At 62.8% G+C, this 14073-nt stretch carries 14 protein-coding genes; 5 read left to right on the forward strand and 9 right to left on the reverse strand.

Annotated elements, in window-relative coordinates:
- Positions 1–257: 257 nt before the first annotated feature.
- The 5 genes from VGG47_RS11490 to VGG47_RS11510 all read right to left on the reverse strand — a co-directional run bounded on the left by VGG47_RS11490 (position 258) and on the right by VGG47_RS11510 (position 5197).
- Positions 258–1808, reverse strand: coding sequence for a DHA2 family efflux MFS transporter permease subunit (locus tag VGG47_RS11490; protein ID WP_331538619.1), 1551 nt, complete (start codon positions 1806–1808; stop codon positions 258–260).
- Positions 1808–2926, reverse strand: a complete 1119-nt coding sequence (locus VGG47_RS11495; RefSeq protein ID WP_331538621.1) for an HlyD family secretion protein — start codon at positions 2924–2926, stop codon at positions 1808–1810. The genes VGG47_RS11490 and VGG47_RS11495 overlap by 1 nt, the downstream gene beginning before the upstream one ends.
- Entirely contained in the window at positions 2926–3411 is a 486-nt protein-coding gene (locus tag VGG47_RS11500) for a MarR family winged helix-turn-helix transcriptional regulator (RefSeq protein ID WP_331538623.1), read from the reverse strand. The genes VGG47_RS11495 and VGG47_RS11500 overlap by 1 nt, the downstream gene beginning before the upstream one ends.
- A 48-nt stretch (positions 3412–3459) precedes the next feature.
- Positions 3460–4137 (reverse strand): MarC family protein, encoded by a 678-nt coding sequence (locus tag VGG47_RS11505; protein ID WP_331538625.1) that lies wholly within the window; start codon positions 4135–4137, stop codon positions 3460–3462.
- Positions 4138–4315: 178 nt separating this feature from the next.
- On the reverse strand, positions 4316–5197 hold the full coding sequence (locus VGG47_RS11510) for an S-methyl-5'-thioadenosine phosphorylase (RefSeq protein WP_331538627.1): 882 nt from the start codon (positions 5195–5197) through the stop codon (positions 4316–4318).
- A 340-nt stretch (positions 5198–5537) separates the two neighbouring features.
- On the opposite strand from VGG47_RS11510, the gene VGG47_RS11515 reads away from it, so the two are divergent.
- Positions 5538–7487, forward strand: a complete 1950-nt coding sequence (locus VGG47_RS11515; RefSeq protein WP_331538630.1) for a methyl-accepting chemotaxis protein — start codon at positions 5538–5540, stop codon at positions 7485–7487.
- A 142-nt stretch (positions 7488–7629) separates the two neighbouring features.
- On the opposite strand, the gene VGG47_RS11520 is transcribed toward VGG47_RS11515, so the two are convergent.
- From VGG47_RS11520 to petA, 3 genes are all read right to left on the reverse strand, one after another.
- Complete coding sequence (locus VGG47_RS11520; RefSeq protein WP_331538632.1) at positions 7630–8349, reverse strand: cytochrome c1; 720 nt, start codon at positions 8347–8349, stop codon at positions 7630–7632.
- Positions 8346–9470 (reverse strand): cytochrome b N-terminal domain-containing protein, encoded by a 1125-nt coding sequence (locus VGG47_RS11525; RefSeq protein ID WP_331538634.1) that lies wholly within the window; start codon positions 9468–9470, stop codon positions 8346–8348. The genes VGG47_RS11520 and VGG47_RS11525 overlap by 4 nt, the downstream gene beginning before the upstream one ends.
- A 157-nt stretch (positions 9471–9627) precedes the next feature.
- Entirely contained in the window at positions 9628–10197 is a 570-nt protein-coding gene (petA, locus tag VGG47_RS11530; RefSeq protein WP_331538636.1) for a ubiquinol-cytochrome c reductase iron-sulfur subunit, read from the reverse strand.
- A gap of 100 nt (positions 10198–10297) precedes the next feature.
- Here petA and hemF point away from each other — a divergent pair, with 100 nt between their 5' ends.
- Complete coding sequence (gene hemF / locus VGG47_RS11535; protein WP_331538638.1) at positions 10298–11161, forward strand: oxygen-dependent coproporphyrinogen oxidase; 864 nt, start codon at positions 10298–10300, stop codon at positions 11159–11161.
- A 151-nt stretch (positions 11162–11312) separates the two neighbouring features.
- Here the strand turns inward: hemF and VGG47_RS11540 are convergent, their stop codons facing one another.
- On the reverse strand, positions 11313–11693 hold the full coding sequence (locus VGG47_RS11540; RefSeq protein WP_331538640.1) for a hypothetical protein: 381 nt from the start codon (positions 11691–11693) through the stop codon (positions 11313–11315).
- 198 nt (positions 11694–11891) lie between these two features.
- Between VGG47_RS11540 and VGG47_RS11545 the strand changes: the two genes are divergently transcribed.
- The 3 genes from VGG47_RS11545 to VGG47_RS11555 form a co-directional block, all read left to right on the forward strand.
- A complete protein-coding gene (locus VGG47_RS11545) occupies positions 11892–12215 on the forward strand; it encodes an FtsB family cell division protein (RefSeq protein ID WP_331538642.1) in 324 nt (107 codons plus the stop codon).
- A 235-nt stretch (positions 12216–12450) separates the two neighbouring features.
- Positions 12451–13464 carry a pyruvate dehydrogenase (acetyl-transferring) E1 component subunit alpha gene (gene pdhA / locus VGG47_RS11550; protein WP_408841958.1) on the forward strand — a complete coding sequence of 338 codons (1014 nt, stop codon included), beginning with the start codon at positions 12451–12453 and terminating at the stop codon, positions 13462–13464.
- Between the two features lies 1 nt (position 13465).
- Positions 13466–14073 (forward strand): biotin/lipoyl-containing protein (locus VGG47_RS11555; RefSeq protein ID WP_331538644.1); only part of this gene is annotated, 608 nt, incomplete at its 3' end.

Raw genomic sequence — 14073 nt, forward strand, 5'->3', positions numbered from 1 at the left:
CGCCCAGGGTCGCTCGGCTTCCCCAAACAGTGCGGCTCCATTTTCGCCCATTGAGCGTCCGTCAGTGCAAAGCGGTCCATGAAAAGCGTGAATCACAAACGCCGTGACCAGGGGAATCCCTAAATCTCAACAAGCCCTGAACAAAAAGTAGCAAAAAAACTTTGTTATGCTGGGTCATGGGCGCTGTCGCTGACAAAGCCCATGACCCAGCATAACAAAGTTTTTGCGCCGCTTTTTTCAAAAAGCGGCCGCTTCCTTTAATCCATAACTTCCGCATGGGCCGGCTTTGCCGCCGGGAGTTTGCCGGGCTTGCGCATCAGCAGCAGGCAGGCGGCCGCGGGCAGCACGGTCATGAGCAGAAATTTATAGTCGTCGATATAGGCGATCACCTGTGCCTGCGTGTTGATCGTGCTGTTCAGCAGCGCGGCCCCGCTGCGGGAGGTCGGGTCGAGCATGCGGGTCACCATGCCGCCGGCCTGCAGCGGGCGCGCGAACGGGGTGATGAACTGCGCCAGGTCGGCGTGCTCGTACTGCGTCTGGTGATCCAGCAAAGCCGAGGTGAGTGAGATGCCGATGGCGCTGCCGACATTGCGCACCAGGCTGAGCAGCGCCGCACCCTGGGTGCGCAGTTCCGCTTTCATGGTGAAGAACGCCACCACCTGCAGCGGTACGAACACGAAGCCAAGGCCGAGCCCCTGGATAATAATGGTCACCGTCATCATCCATTCGGCTTCATCCTGCGTCCAGGTTTCCTGCATGGCGAGTGACGCACCCAGGAGCAGATAACCGAGCAGCATGATCCCCCGTGGGTCGACTCGGTTCGACAGGCGGCCGGCGACCATCATGGCCGCCATCGTGCCGATGCCGCGTGGCGCCATCACCAGGCCGGCGGTCGCCACCGGATAATTGCCGAGCCCTTCCAGGAAAGGTGCGAGCAGCGCCGAGGAGGCGAGCAGCACCATGCCGACCGAAAACATCGTGATCAGCCCGGCGACGAAATTGCGGTCGTTGAAAATCATCCGCGGGATGAACGGTGTTCGCGCCGTCAGCATATGCACGAGGAACAGGTAGAAACCCAGCCCGGCGAGGATGAAGCTGGCGATGATGGTGGTCGAGCTCAGCCAATCGAGCTCCTCGCCACGGTCGAGGCCGATCTGCAGCCCGGCGAGGCCGAGCGAGAGCACGCTGAAGCCGATCCAGTCGAAGGAGGTTCTGGCCGGCAATTTCACCTTTGGCATCAGGAACAACAGGCCGAGTATGGCGACGATGCCGAATGGCAGGTTCACGAAGAACACGTAGCGCCAGTTGAAATCGGCCGTGAGATAGCCGCCCAGGGTCGGGCCCAGGATCGGTCCGACCATCACCCCCATGCCCCAGATCGCCATAGCTGAACCGCGCCGCTCCGGCGGGTAGATGTCCAGCAAGGTAGCTTGCGAGAGCGGCACCAGCGCGGCGCCGAAGGCGCCCTGCAGCAACCGGTAGAGCACCATTTGCGTCAGGGAGCCGGCGATGCCGCATAGCATCGAGGTGATAGTGAAGCCGGCCAGGCAGGCGATGAACAGGTTTTTCCGGCCGAACCGGCTGGCCAACCAGCCGATCGGCGCGGTCATGATCGCCGCCATCACCACGTAGGAGGTGAGCACCCAGGTGATCTGGTCGTAGGAGGCGGAGAGGCTGCCCTGCATATAGGGCAAGGCGACATTGGCGATGGTGGAATCCAGCGCCTGCATCAGCGTCGCGATCATCAGGCAGACGGTGATCAGCGCGCGCTTCGGTGTGTTCTGCGCGGTGTCGCCCTGGCCTTCCATCAGAACAGATCCGACAAATGCCTGTGGTGATGCGTATCGATGCTGATTTCCGTGCTCATCCCGTCACGCAGCGGCAGGTTTTCCGGTCCCGAGACGATCGCGACCCGCACCGGGATGCGCTGCACCACCTTCACCCAGTTGCCGGAGGAATTTTGTGCCGGCAGGATGGAGAATTCCGAACCGCTGGCCGGGCTCAGGCTCTGCACCACGCCGTGCCAGGTCTGGCCCGGATAGGTGTCGACGCTGATCGCGACCGGCTGGCCGGGCCGCACCCAGGTGAGGTCGTTCTCCTTGGGTTGGGCGGTGACCCAGATATGGCGGTCGGAAACCAGCCCGAAGGCGGCGGTGCCGGCGGCAAGGTACATGCCGGGCTGCAACTGGTCGACCTCCGTGACATAGCCCGAGAAGGGGGCGTGGACGACGCTGTCCCGCTGGTCTCGCAAGGCGTCGTTCAGCGTGGCGAGTGCAGTCTGGTATTCCGGCGTCTGCTCGACCGGGATGTTCGCATCGCCGCTCAGCTTGGTCAGCTGCAATCCGGCGGCGGCTTCGAGTTCCGCCAACCGGGCTTGGTCCGCCTGCAACGTGTAGCCGGCATTGTCGTAGGTCGAGCGCGTCACGCCGCCATTGCCGACCACGGCGGCGTAGCGTTGCAGATTGGTCTGATCCTCTGCGATCTGGGCGCGCTGCACGGCGATCTGCGCCACCGCCTCGGCATAGCCGCGCCGGGCGCCATTGATGTCGAGCACCGCCTGGGCAAGCTGCGCCCGGGCGTTTGCCACCGCGATGTCGAAGGAAGCCGGGGCGAGGCTGAATAATTCCTGCCCGGCCTCCACATGTTGATTGTCACGCACGTAGACCTTGCCGACCAGCCCGGACACGTCGGTGGAGAGCGAAACTTTCGCGGCGTTGACATAGCTGTCGTCGGTGCTGACATATTGGCCGCCCAGCAGCCAGAACAGCAGAACCGCCACGGCCAGCAACAACGGTCCGCCGACCATCAGGAGGGGCCGCATGAACCGGATGCGGCTGCCACGCCGCACCGGCGTTTCGCCGGGTGCCGCGGCGCCGGGCCGCTTCAGGACCGCCTGATCGCGGGCGACCGTATCCGTTTGCGACATTATCCCGCCTCCTTGAGCGTTTCCGCAGGTTGGTCCTGCTGTGCAGTCTGTTCCGGGGCGAGCAGCAGATTGGCTTTCATGCGCTGCAGGCCCTGCACCATGGCGGCGCGGGTTTCGGCTGACAGCCCGGCCCCGACAAAATTGGCGATGGCGACGCGCTGCCGGTCGATCTCGTCCAGCATGGCGGTGGCGGCAGGCTGCAGATGTAGCCGCCAAATCCGCCGGTCCTGCTCGTCGGCCCGTCGTTCGATCAGGCCAAGTGCTACCAGCCGGTCCACCAGCCGGGCCACCGTGATCGGTTCCACCTCCAGCAGATCGGCTGCCTCTTTCTGGCTGAGGCCGGGACGCTGGGAGAGCCGCAGCAGCAGCACCCATTGGGCCCGTGTCATGCCATGGGTGCGGGCGCGCTTATCGGCCTCGACGCGGATCAGCCGCGCCACATCGTGGAGGATCAGGAAGAGATCACGGTCGAAGTCTTGGCCCATAAGCCAAGATATAATAAGCTTGCTTATGATTAGCTGCGCGGATTCCGCTTATCTGGCCAGCGCTTCGTGCAATACCGGAATGACCCCCGACAAAGCGATCTGCACGCCGATGCCGAGCAGCAGGAACGCGGCGAGGCGCGCGACCACCTGCCGGCCGGATTTGCCGAGCACGGCGGCCATGTGGTCCGCGGTGGAGTAGGAGGCCCAGATGATCACCGCCATTACCAGCGCCGCCAGGCTGACGCCGGCATAGAAGGTGGCCATCGCGGTGAGTGCTTCAGGCCGTTCGGTGCCAAGCGAGACCGCGACCGCGATCGTCCCCGGTCCGGTGGTGAAAGGCAGGGTCAGCGGGAAGAACGCATATCCGGCCAGGTCGTCGGTGACAGCCTCGCTGACTGGCTTCGCCTCCTCCTGTTTGCGGGCCGAACTGCTGTCCGGCTGGGAGAGCATTTCGTAGGCGCGGGTGCCGACGACGATGCCGCCGGCGATGCGCAGGGCGTTCAACGAAATCCCGAAGAAGCTGAGGATATACGTGCCGGCCCAGAGCGCCACCAGCATCACCAGGGCGGAATAGATCGCAACCCGCCGCGCCAAGGCGATGCGCCGCGCATGCTCCTGCAGCGCCGTCACCTCATGAAAGATGATGGCGCCGCCGAGCGGGTTGACGATGGAAAACAGCGCCGGGAAGGCCAGGAGAAATGCCCCGAGGGCGCCTTGGAAAATCATGGCGCTAACCTAACAGCCGGACAGTGAAGGAGCCAGCAAGGGAAGGCTTCTTTTTGTGAACAAAAAGAAGCAAAAAAACTTTATTTATACTGGGCCATGGGCGTTGTCGCCGACACCGCCCATGGCCCAGCGGAGAAAAGTTTTTGCGCCGCTTTTTTCAAAAAGCGGCTGCTTTCTTCTATCCGAGCACGCGGCCGGCGACTACCTGCAGCTTCGTCAGCACCGCCGGGTCGCGTGCCTCGGGGGCGGTGATCAGCGCGTATTCCAGGGCACGGTCGCAGCCGGCGGGGCAAGGGCCGCGTGCGCCACCGACTTTCGGGAGTGCCGTTTTCACCAGGTTGCGCGCCTTGTCGGCATTGCCGAGCAGCACCTTGATGACGGCATCCACGGTCACCGCGTCATGGTCCTCGTGCCAGCAATCGTAATCGGTCACCATGGCGACGGAGGCGTAGCAAATTTCCGCTTCGCGGGCGAGTTTGGCTTCCGGCATGTTGGTCATGCCGATCACGTCGCAGCCCCAGCTGCGGTACAGGTTGCTCTCCGCGAGCGTGGAGAATTGCGGGCCTTCCATGACCAGATAGGTGCCGCCGCGCGTCACCGGCAGGCCGAGCTCGCGGGCGCTCGTCTCCAACGCATCGCCGAGGCGCGGGCAGGTTGGATGCGCCATCGACACATGGGCGACGCAGCCGGTGCCAAAGAAGCTCTTTTCGCGGGCGAAACTGCGGTCGATGAACTGGTCGACGATCACGAAATGCCCGGGCGGCAGCTCTTCCTTCAGGCTGCCGACGGCGGAGAGCGAGATGATGTCGGTGACGCCGACGCGCTTCAACGCGTCGATATTGGCGCGGTAGTTCAGCCCGCTCGGCGAGATTTTATGGCCGCGCCCGTGCCGGGGCAGGAACACGGTCTTGATGCCGCCGAACTGGCCGATCAGCAGCTCGTCGGAGGGCGCGCCCCACGGGGTTTCCACCTTCTCCCAGCGCGTCTCGGTTAGGCCCTCGATATTGTAGAGGCCAGATCCGCCGATGATGCCGATGACAGGGGTGATGGAGTCAGACATGGGGCGCCCTCATAAATAGTGGATGGCGCCCGTTTAGGGCCTGCGGTGCGGCGAGAGCAATATGCGCTTCGCGGGGACCTTCCCGGTTCCCGCGAAGCGCATGAAATTGCTTGGCAAAATAGAGATTGGCGTATTCGTTGTTGAGATGAACGCGCCAGTCGATGGGCACGGCCGCCCGTCGCGCCATCACCCGTTCGGCCGCCAGACCTATAAACGGCCGATGCATGCAGAATATATTTTTACAACTTTATGTTGAGTATAATCTTGCGCTTAATTTTTTTTAACTTAAGAGCATGTTTGCCAAACGTGAAAATGATAAGCAAAAACGGGGGTGGGAATTATGAAAAATATCCCGATTGTAGGTAAGTTCGTCGCGATTTTGCTGGTTTTCGGCTTTTTCTCGCTGATATCGGTCATTTACGCAACCAATGGGATGCGCACGATCGGCAGCGAATACAGCCATGTCATGAACGGTTCGTTAGGCGCTGCCTACAACATCACCAGGGCCAACCGGGCCCTCGAGGATGCGCGGGCGAGCATGGCCGAGCTGCTGTTGGGGCCAACGGCATCGGCCCGCGCCGGGTTGCTGGCGGACATCGCCTACGACGAGCCGATGTATGCAGCGAAAATGGAAGCGGCGATCGCAGATGCCCCTGCGGATGCGGCACTCCTGCAGGGGATTGTTGCCCGGGGTCAGCAGCTTTTGCAGGGCGACTGCGCCAATGCCGTGAAGCTTGCCGCCGCCGCTGGGACAGCGGCCCAGGCGGCCGGCGCACAGACGGTTTTCATGAATACGTGCGCCGCGAAGTTCGATAGCGTGGAACGCGATACGCTGGCCGCCGCCCACCGGCTCGATGGCGAGGCAGGCGACCGTGAAGCGGTTGTGAAGGCCGCCGAAAACACGGTGATCTGGATGACGTTCGCTTCGATTGTCGCCGGTCTTGTCCTGGTGATGCTGGGAGGATTTTTCGCGGTCCGCGCCTGGATGACGGCACCGGTGAAGCGGTTGCAGGGGGTTATGAACCGGCTGGCGCAGGGCGATTTCCAGATTGCGGTTGAGGGGTCCGAGCGCCGTGACGAGATCGGCGGCATGGCGCGTGCCGTGCAGGTGTTCAAGGAGGCCGGGCTGGAGAAGCGGCGGCTGGAGGAAGCGGCTGCGCAAGCGGCTGCGCAAGCCGAGGCGGAGCGGGCCCGCAATGAGGCCGAGCGCGCCGAAGCGGCACGGCAGCAGCAATTCGTGGTGGACTCGGTGGCGACCGGGCTGGAAAAACTCTCCAGCGGTGACCTGCTGTTCCGCCTGACCGAGGCGTTCGCAAGCGAGTACGAAAAGCTGCGGGATGATTTCAACGCGGCGATGGAAACGCTGCAGGTGACGATGCAGGCGATCGCCGCCAATGCGCAGGGCGTGCAGATGGGCTCCGGCGAGGTCACCCAGGCTTCGGACGATCTGTCGCGGCGCACCGAGCAGCAGGCGGCAAGCCTGGAAGAGACCGCGGCGGCGCTGGACGAGATCACCGCCACGGTGCGGCGTACTGCTGAGGTGGCGAACGAGGCGCGTGACCTGGTGTCGACTTCGAAGGTCGATGCGGAACGTTCCGGCGCGGTGGTGCGTGATACGGTGCAGGCGATGAGCGGGATCGAGACCTCGTCCAAGCAGATCGGCAACATCATCGGGGTGATCGACGAGATCGCCTTCCAGACCAATCTGCTGGCGCTCAATGCCGGGGTGGAAGCGGCGCGCGCCGGTGATGCCGGGCGCGGCTTCGCGGTGGTGGCGACCGAGGTGCGGGCGCTGGCGCAGCGTTCGGCCGATGCGGCGAAAGAGATCAAGGCGCTGATCTCAACGTCGGGTCGGCAGGTTGAGACCGGGGTGAAACTGGTGAACGAAACCGGCCAGGCGCTGGGCCGGATCGCGACGCAGGTGGCGCAGTTGAACGGGTTGGTGGTGGAGCTGGCGGCTTCGGCGAAGGAGCAAGCGACCGGGCTCGGCGAGGTCAATTCCGCGGTCAACCAGATGGACCAGGTGACGCAGCAAAACGCGGCGATGGTCGAGGAAGCAACAGCGGCGAGCCACAGCCTGGCCAGTGAGGCCGAGGAGCTGGCGCGTCTGGTCGGGCAGTTCCGTATCGGCGAGGAGTCTGCTTCCGAAACAATCAAACCACGGGCCGTACAAATGCCGAAACAGCCGATCCGGCAAGGCAAGACAAATGTCATCGCCCTTCCGCCCAAAACTGGGGCGGAACGTCGCTTGGCCAAGGCCGGTGCCGAAGAGGATAGAGGGCGCGATTAAAGCGGCCGCTTTTTGAAAAAAGCGGCGCAAAAACTTTTGGCTATGCTGGGCCATGGGCGTTGTCGGCGACAACGCCCATGGCCCAAATTAACAAAGTTTTTTTGCTACTTTTTGTGAACAAAAAGTAGCCTTTCTCTTCGTTCTAGACGGTCTCCCGCCAGATGCGCCGCTTGGTGGCGATGGCGAGGATGCTGAGGAAGATCAGGAATAGCACCGCGCGGACGCCGATTTCCCGCCTTGTGTTGAGGTTGGGGGCCGCCGCCCAGGCCAGGAAGGCGGAAACATCTTCCGCCTCCTGCGGGGCGCTGGCGGTGACGCCGTCGGCATAGGCGACGTCGTTGCCTTTCAGCGGCGGCGGCATGGCGATCTGCCCGCCGGGAAAAGCGGCATCGTAAAAATGCCCTGACATCAGCACCGTGCCGGAAGGCGCCGCTTCATAGCCGGTGAGCAGGTGGTAGATATAGCGTGGCCCCTGCGGGCGCTCGGCGGCGATGTTGGAGAGGTCCGGCGGCACGGCGCCGCCGAAGGCGGTGCCCGTCATATGCGGATTCCTGAACCGGTCGTTCAAGGTCGCGGGCTGGCCGTTCGCCAGTTTCACGCTGGCGGCGATGCCGCCGGCCTGTTCGGCGCTAAAACCGAGCGCCTGCAGGTCGCGGTAATGCAGCGCGCTGGCTGAATGGCAGCTCGCGCAGACCGTCTGATAGACCAGGAAACCGCGCTGCAAGGCGGCGATATCGTAGCCGCCCAGCAGGTTTTGCGATTGGAAGTGCAGGGGACTCAGCGTGTCCTCCGCCTGGGCCGGCGTAAAACCGCCGAGCAAGGGGGCGGCGAGGAAAGCGGGGAGCAGAAGACGGCGCATCATTTCGCCTCCAGTGCCGTGACCAGTGGGGTCAGGACCAAAAAGTGGAAAAAATACCAGAGCGCGAACACGATCTGCAGAATCACGGCGGTGAGGGAAGGGCGGCAGGCGGCGGCGAGGCCAAGCGCGATCACGTCCAGCGCCAGGACCACCACCAGGATTTTGTACAAGAGGCCCGGCTGGCGCGGGGGGCCGGAAAAACGGTCCAGCCAGGGGAGGGCGAAGAGCAGGCCCAGCATGGCGAGCACGGCGATGACGCCGCCGGCATCGCCGGGCAGCAGCACACGCACCGCACTTAACGGCGCGAGGAACCAAAGCGGTGTCGGGTTGGTCGGTATGATCATCGGACCGGCCGGCAGCATGTTCAGAGGATTCTCGCCGAAATGCGGGGCAAAAAAGGTGAAGAGGGCGAAAATCAGCGCGAAGATCGTGAAGGCGACGAAATATTGGGCGGTGTAGTAGGGGTGGAAGGCGACTGGACGGGGCGTTACGGGACGCGCCGCCTTGCGCGCGGCATACAGCAGCGCCACCAGCGCGAACACGGCCAGGCCCAGCACGGCGTGAAACATGACAAGCCGCGCCAGCGTGCCGGGTCCGTGCGGCCCTCCGAAAAACCAGCCGGCCAACAAGCCCGGTAGGCCGGTCCAAGTCTCAACGCTGGAGGCCGCCTGAGTCAGGCTGACACCGGCGACCGCGCCGCCGCTTAAGCAATAGCCGAGCCATCCGGCCAGCAGCAGCACGCAGAACAAAGCCACCGTGCCCAGCCAGACGAATTCCCCGCGCCCCCGATAGCTGCGGAACATAATCCCGCGGAACAGGACCAGAAAAACGGCGCCGAACAGCATGGTGGTGCCGGTTTCATGGAAGGATTGGATCAGCCAGCCGCTGCTGACCTCGAGCCGGATGAACTGGATCGAGGCGTAAGGGTGCCAGGGATCGTAATACACGGCCAGCACCAGGCCCGAGGCGGCGAGGACAAGCAGCGTGCCGATGATGAGCGCGGGGAGCGTGTCGAGATAGGGTTGTTCCCGTGGCAAAGACGGCGTCTCGACCCGGGCGCGCCAGGCGGATGCGTCTGGCCATCCCCGATCCGACCAGGTTTTTTGGGCTTCGACCTCCATCATTGCTCTCCCCTAAGTGTTAGAAAAGACCTACTTTTTGTGAACAAAAAGTAGCAAAAAAACTTTGTTAATTTGGGTCATGGGCGTTGTCGCTGACAACGCCCATGACCCAGCTGAGCAAAAATTTTTGCGCCGCTTTTTTTAAAAGCGGCTGCTTACTTCAGCCGAGCTGGATTTGCGCGTTGTCGAGAAAGGTGAAAGGCGGGATGGTCAGGTTGCGGTTGGCCGGCCCGCCGCGCACTCGGCCGAGCGGATCGTAGACGCTGCCGTCGCAGGGGCTGATCCAGCCGTCCAGCGGGCCCCTTGGCTCGGAGGGATCATTGCCCAGCAGCAGGCAGGGGGCGGCCGTGTTCAATCCGACCACCACCACGAGGTCGCCGTAGCCAGGCTTGGTGCGGTCGATATAGCGCGCGGGGTCGGGCAGGCTGTCCGGCACGACGTTCTGGCTGTTCGCGATCTGCGCCTTGGTCAGGCGGCGGATATAGATCGGCTGGCCGGCCCACATCACGGTGATGCCGGTATTTTCCGGGATGCCGGCCACGTCGATGATCGGGTGTGCGGCGGCGCTGCGATCGGCATCGGGGCCGAGCGCGTCGATGAAGGGCCAAACCACAGCGGCGGCGCCGATGGCCCCGGCCGCGACGGTGAGAATTGTAAGAAAATCCCGGCGTGAGCCCTCTTCATGTTCGGACGCAAGTCCGGCGTGGGTTGGTTCGGACGTCCCTGCCATTTCGTCTCCTGCGTAAATGGTCGTTACGACAAGGCATGACGGGAACGGAACGGAATTTCAAGAGTGGATGGAGGGGGCGTAACGGCGTAAGAGGCGGAGCATGACTGATTCCCCCACTCCGCTGGCGCATGAGGCGCTGAAACCCGAGGCCGCCGCATGGTTTTCCGCTCTGCGCGACCGTATCTGCGCCGCGTTCGAGGCGCTTGAGGACCGGGCCGGCGGCACGCCCGGCCGGTTTGTCCGCACCGAATGGGAGCGCCAGGGTGGCGGCGGCGGTGTGATGAGCGTGATGCGCGGGCGGGTTTTCGAGAAGGTCGGGGTCAATGTCTCCGTCGTCGACGGGCATTTTGCCCCCGATTTCGCCAAGCAGATGCACGGTGCGGCCGAGGATGGCCGGTTCTGGGCGACGGGGATCAGCCTGGTCGCGCATATGCGTTCGCCCAAAGTACCGGCGGTGCACATGAATACGCGCATGATCGTTACGTCCAAGGGCTGGTTCGGCGGCGGCGGGGATTTGACGCCGCTTGAGCCCGGCACCGCGGCGGCGGAAGAGGACGCGGCGTTCTTCCACGCCGCTTATCAGGCTGCCTGCGACAAGCACGATCCGGATTATTATCCGAAATTCAAAAAATGGTGTGACGAGTATTTCTATCTGCCGCATCGCGGCGAGGCGCGCGGCGCCGGCGGGATTTTCTATGACTATCTCGATTCCGGCCGCCCCGCGGACGATTTCGCTTTCACCCGCGATGTGGGCGAGGCCTTCCTGGCTTCCTATCCGGCGATCGTCGAACGCCGGTTCCGCGAAAATTTTACAGCTGAGGAGCGCGAGGCGCAACTCATCCGACGCGGGCGCTATGTGGAGTTCAATCTGTTGTACGATCGCGGCACGACGTTCGGCCTGAAAACCGGCGGCAACACCGAGGCGATCCTTATGTCGATGCCGCCGGAAGTGAAGTGGCCTTGAGATAAGAAAGCAGCCGCTTTTTGAAAAAAGCGGCGCAAAAACTTCTTTTATACTGGGCCATGGGCGGTGTCAGCGACAACGCCCATGGCCCAAATTAACAAAGTTTTTTTGCTGCTTTTTGTTCACAAAAAGTAGCCTTCCATTCGCTTGCCTAAGGCGAGATGCCGATGCCGCGCGGGGTGATGACCACTGCGGGCGGCGGCGCGTAATAGACGGGCGGCGGGGGTGGGGCGTAATAGGCCGGCGGCGGGGGCGGGGCGTAATAGGCCGGCGGCGGGTAGTAGCCATAGGCCGGACCGTAGCCGGGATACCAAAGCCAAACGTGGTTGGGGCCCCAATAGCCGTGGCCTTGCCAACCGCCGCGCCAGGCGCCGTGCCATCCGCCATGACCGTAATAACCACCATGACCGCCACCGCCATGGTCACCATGGTCACCATGGTCACCGTGCCAGTCTTGGGCCATCGCGTACGGCGCCGCCAGAGCGGTGGCGGCGACGATCGCCGTGCTCATGGCCAGCAGTTTCAGTCTCATCGAATATCCTCCTTCAACATGGCTCGCATATGGTGACCTTAGTATGGCCAGTTGAGGGTCGAACCAAGGTAAAATCGTGGCGAACAAACAAATTGCATTAAAATCATAGAGATATTAGGTGAAAATGCTTGCGAAACCAGGGCAGGTGCGACAGACTCGGGCACGCCGTTTTTTTCATCCCTTTGTCAAGGATCCACCTTGCTTCGTGCCCTGAAATATCGCCTCCGCGCGTTGCTGCCGCCGGCCATTTTCCTGGCCATCACCTGGTATTTCGGCTGGAATGCGATCCACGGCAAAAGCGGGCTCCAGGCGCAGCAGGGGCAGCGCGCTGAACTGCTGCAGGCGCAGCAGGACTATGACAAGGCAGAGTTGCTGCGCACGCAATGGCAAACGCGCATAGCCGATCTGTCCGGCCAGTCGATCGAGCCGGATACGCTCAGTGAGCAGGCGCGTGAAGTGCTGAATTTGGCGGATCCTAACGATCTGGTGGTCGATTTTGGGTCTACCAAAAGTTCGCAATAAACAAGCGTTTCTGGGTGCGGTTTCGATATAATATGTCGGCTTCGCGTGTTTTGATAACATTCAGTTTTTTAGCCGCAGGGCGGGTCCAGCCCGTGGAACTGGCTTAACTACATTCTGGTTAATCTGTTTTGTTGCAGTGCGGAATAACGAGCTTTGCAAGGCGGGGTCTTGCGCGCCACGCGGTGATGCGCATACCTGCCGGCAACGCGCGAATTCTTTTAATGGAGCCTTTTGCATGGCCGCGACCCCAGAGAAAACGAAGAAAGCCAAGAAAACCGACAATTCGATGACCCGCGAAGAGCTGCTCGATGCCTATGGCAAGATGCTGCTGATCCGCCGCTTCGAGGAGAAGGCCGGACAACTTTATGGCATGGGGCTGATCGCCGGCTTCTGCCATCTCTATATCGGCCAGGAGGCCGTGGTGGTCGGTATGCAGCAGGCGATCGATAAAGGCGACGAGGTGATCACCTCCTATCGTGATCACGGCCACATGCTGGCCTGCGACATGGACCCGAAGGGGGTGCTGGCGGAGCTGACCGGCCGTTCGGGCGGCTACTCGAAGGGCAAGGGCGGCTCGATGCACATGTTCAGCAAGGAGAAGGGATTCTTCGGCGGGCATGGCATCGTCGGCGCGCAGGTCAGCCTTGGCAATGGCCTCGCTTTTTCCAACTGGTACCGCGAAAACGACCGCGTCAGCCTGACTTATTTCGGCGAGGGCGCCTCCAACCAGGGCCAGGTTTATGAGAGCTTCAACCTGGCGGCGCTGATGAAGTTGCCGGTGGTCTTCGTCATTGAGAACAACCGCTACGGCATGGGCACCAGCATCGAGCGCGCTTCCGCGTCGCGCGATCTCTCGGCCAACGGGTCGCCCTGGGGTATCCCGGGCCTCTCGGTCGATGGCATGGATGTCGAGGCGGTGAAGGCCGCTGGGCTGCAGGCGGTGGCGCATTGCCGCGCCGGCAAGGGGCCGTTCCTGCTGGAAATGAAGACCTATCGCTATCGCGGCCATTCCATGTCCGACCCGGCGAAGTACCGCACCCGCGAGGAAGTGCAGCGCATGCGCGCTGAATATGATTGCCTGGATTCCGCCAAGAAGCGGCTTGAGGAGCTGGGCATGTCGGAAGCAGAGCTGAAGGCGATCGATGACGGCGTGAAGGCGCGTGTGCAGGAGGCGGCTGATTTCGCGCAGAGCTCGCCGGAGCCCGACGACGCCGAACTTTGGACCGATATTCTCGTGGAGACGCACTAACATGGCGACGGAAGTTCTCATGCCGGCCCTCTCGCCGACAATGACCGAGGGCAAGTTGGCGAAATGGCTGAAACACCCCGGCGACGAGGTAAAATCCGGTGACGTGATCGCCGAGATCGAGACCGACAAGGCGACCATGGAAGTGGAAGCCGTCGATGAGGGCAAGCTGCTCAAGATCCTCGTCGATGAGGGCACCGAAGGCGTGGCGGTGAACACGGTGATCGCGGTGCTCGGCGCCGAGGGCGAGAGCACAGCGGCCGCGCCGAAAGCGGAAGCCAAACAGGCCCCCGCCAACGAGGCGCCGAAGGCCGCCGCACCGGCACAGCCCAAGCACGCCCCCGCCACTCCGCAGGAAATCAAAGAGCCGGAATGGGGCGAGACCAAGCCGACCACCGTGCGCGAGGCGCTGCGTGAGGCGATGACCCTGGAGATGCGCGCCGACAAGGATGTGTTCCTGCTGGGCGAGGAAGTTGCGCAGTATCAGGGCGCGTACAAGATCAGCCAGGGCATGCTGGACGAGTTCGGCCCCAAGCGTGTCATCGACACGCCGATCACCGAGCACGGGTTTGCCGGCATGGCCGTGGGTGCGGCGATGAACGGCCTGAAGCC

Source organism: Acidocella sp., assembly GCF_036489515.1.
In the GTDB taxonomy this organism is placed as follows: Bacteria; Pseudomonadota; Alphaproteobacteria; order Acetobacterales; family Acetobacteraceae; genus Acidocella.

What these genes read in the sequence shown, in the direction of transcription:
- VGG47_RS11490 (WP_331538619.1), bottom strand. Translation starts at nt 1,808, where the DNA reads ATGGAAGGCCAGGGCGACACCGCGCAGAACACACCGAAGCGCGCGCTG.
- VGG47_RS11495 (WP_331538621.1), bottom strand. Translation starts at nt 2,926, where the DNA reads ATGTCGCAAACGGATACGGTCGCCCGCGATCAGGCGGTCCTGAAGCGG.
- VGG47_RS11500 (WP_331538623.1), bottom strand. Translation starts at nt 3,411, where the DNA reads ATGGGCCAAGACTTCGACCGTGATCTCTTCCTGATCCTCCACGATGTG.
- VGG47_RS11505 (WP_331538625.1), bottom strand. Translation starts at nt 4,137, where the DNA reads ATGATTTTCCAAGGCGCCCTCGGGGCATTTCTCCTGGCCTTCCCGGCG.
- VGG47_RS11510 (WP_331538627.1), bottom strand. Translation starts at nt 5,197, where the DNA reads ATGTCTGACTCCATCACCCCTGTCATCGGCATCATCGGCGGATCTGGC.
- VGG47_RS11515 (WP_331538630.1), top strand. Translation starts at nt 5,538, where the DNA reads ATGAAAAATATCCCGATTGTAGGTAAGTTCGTCGCGATTTTGCTGGTT.
- VGG47_RS11520 (WP_331538632.1), bottom strand. Translation starts at nt 8,349, where the DNA reads ATGATGCGCCGTCTTCTGCTCCCCGCTTTCCTCGCCGCCCCCTTGCTC.
- VGG47_RS11525 (WP_331538634.1), bottom strand. Translation starts at nt 9,470, where the DNA reads ATGATGGAGGTCGAAGCCCAAAAAACCTGGTCGGATCGGGGATGGCCA.
- petA (WP_331538636.1), bottom strand. Translation starts at nt 10,197, where the DNA reads ATGGCAGGGACGTCCGAACCAACCCACGCCGGACTTGCGTCCGAACAT.
- hemF (WP_331538638.1), top strand. Translation starts at nt 10,298, where the DNA reads ATGACTGATTCCCCCACTCCGCTGGCGCATGAGGCGCTGAAACCCGAG.
- VGG47_RS11540 (WP_331538640.1), bottom strand. Translation starts at nt 11,693, where the DNA reads ATGAGACTGAAACTGCTGGCCATGAGCACGGCGATCGTCGCCGCCACC.
- pdhA (WP_408841958.1), top strand. Translation starts at nt 12,451, where the DNA reads ATGGCCGCGACCCCAGAGAAAACGAAGAAAGCCAAGAAAACCGACAAT.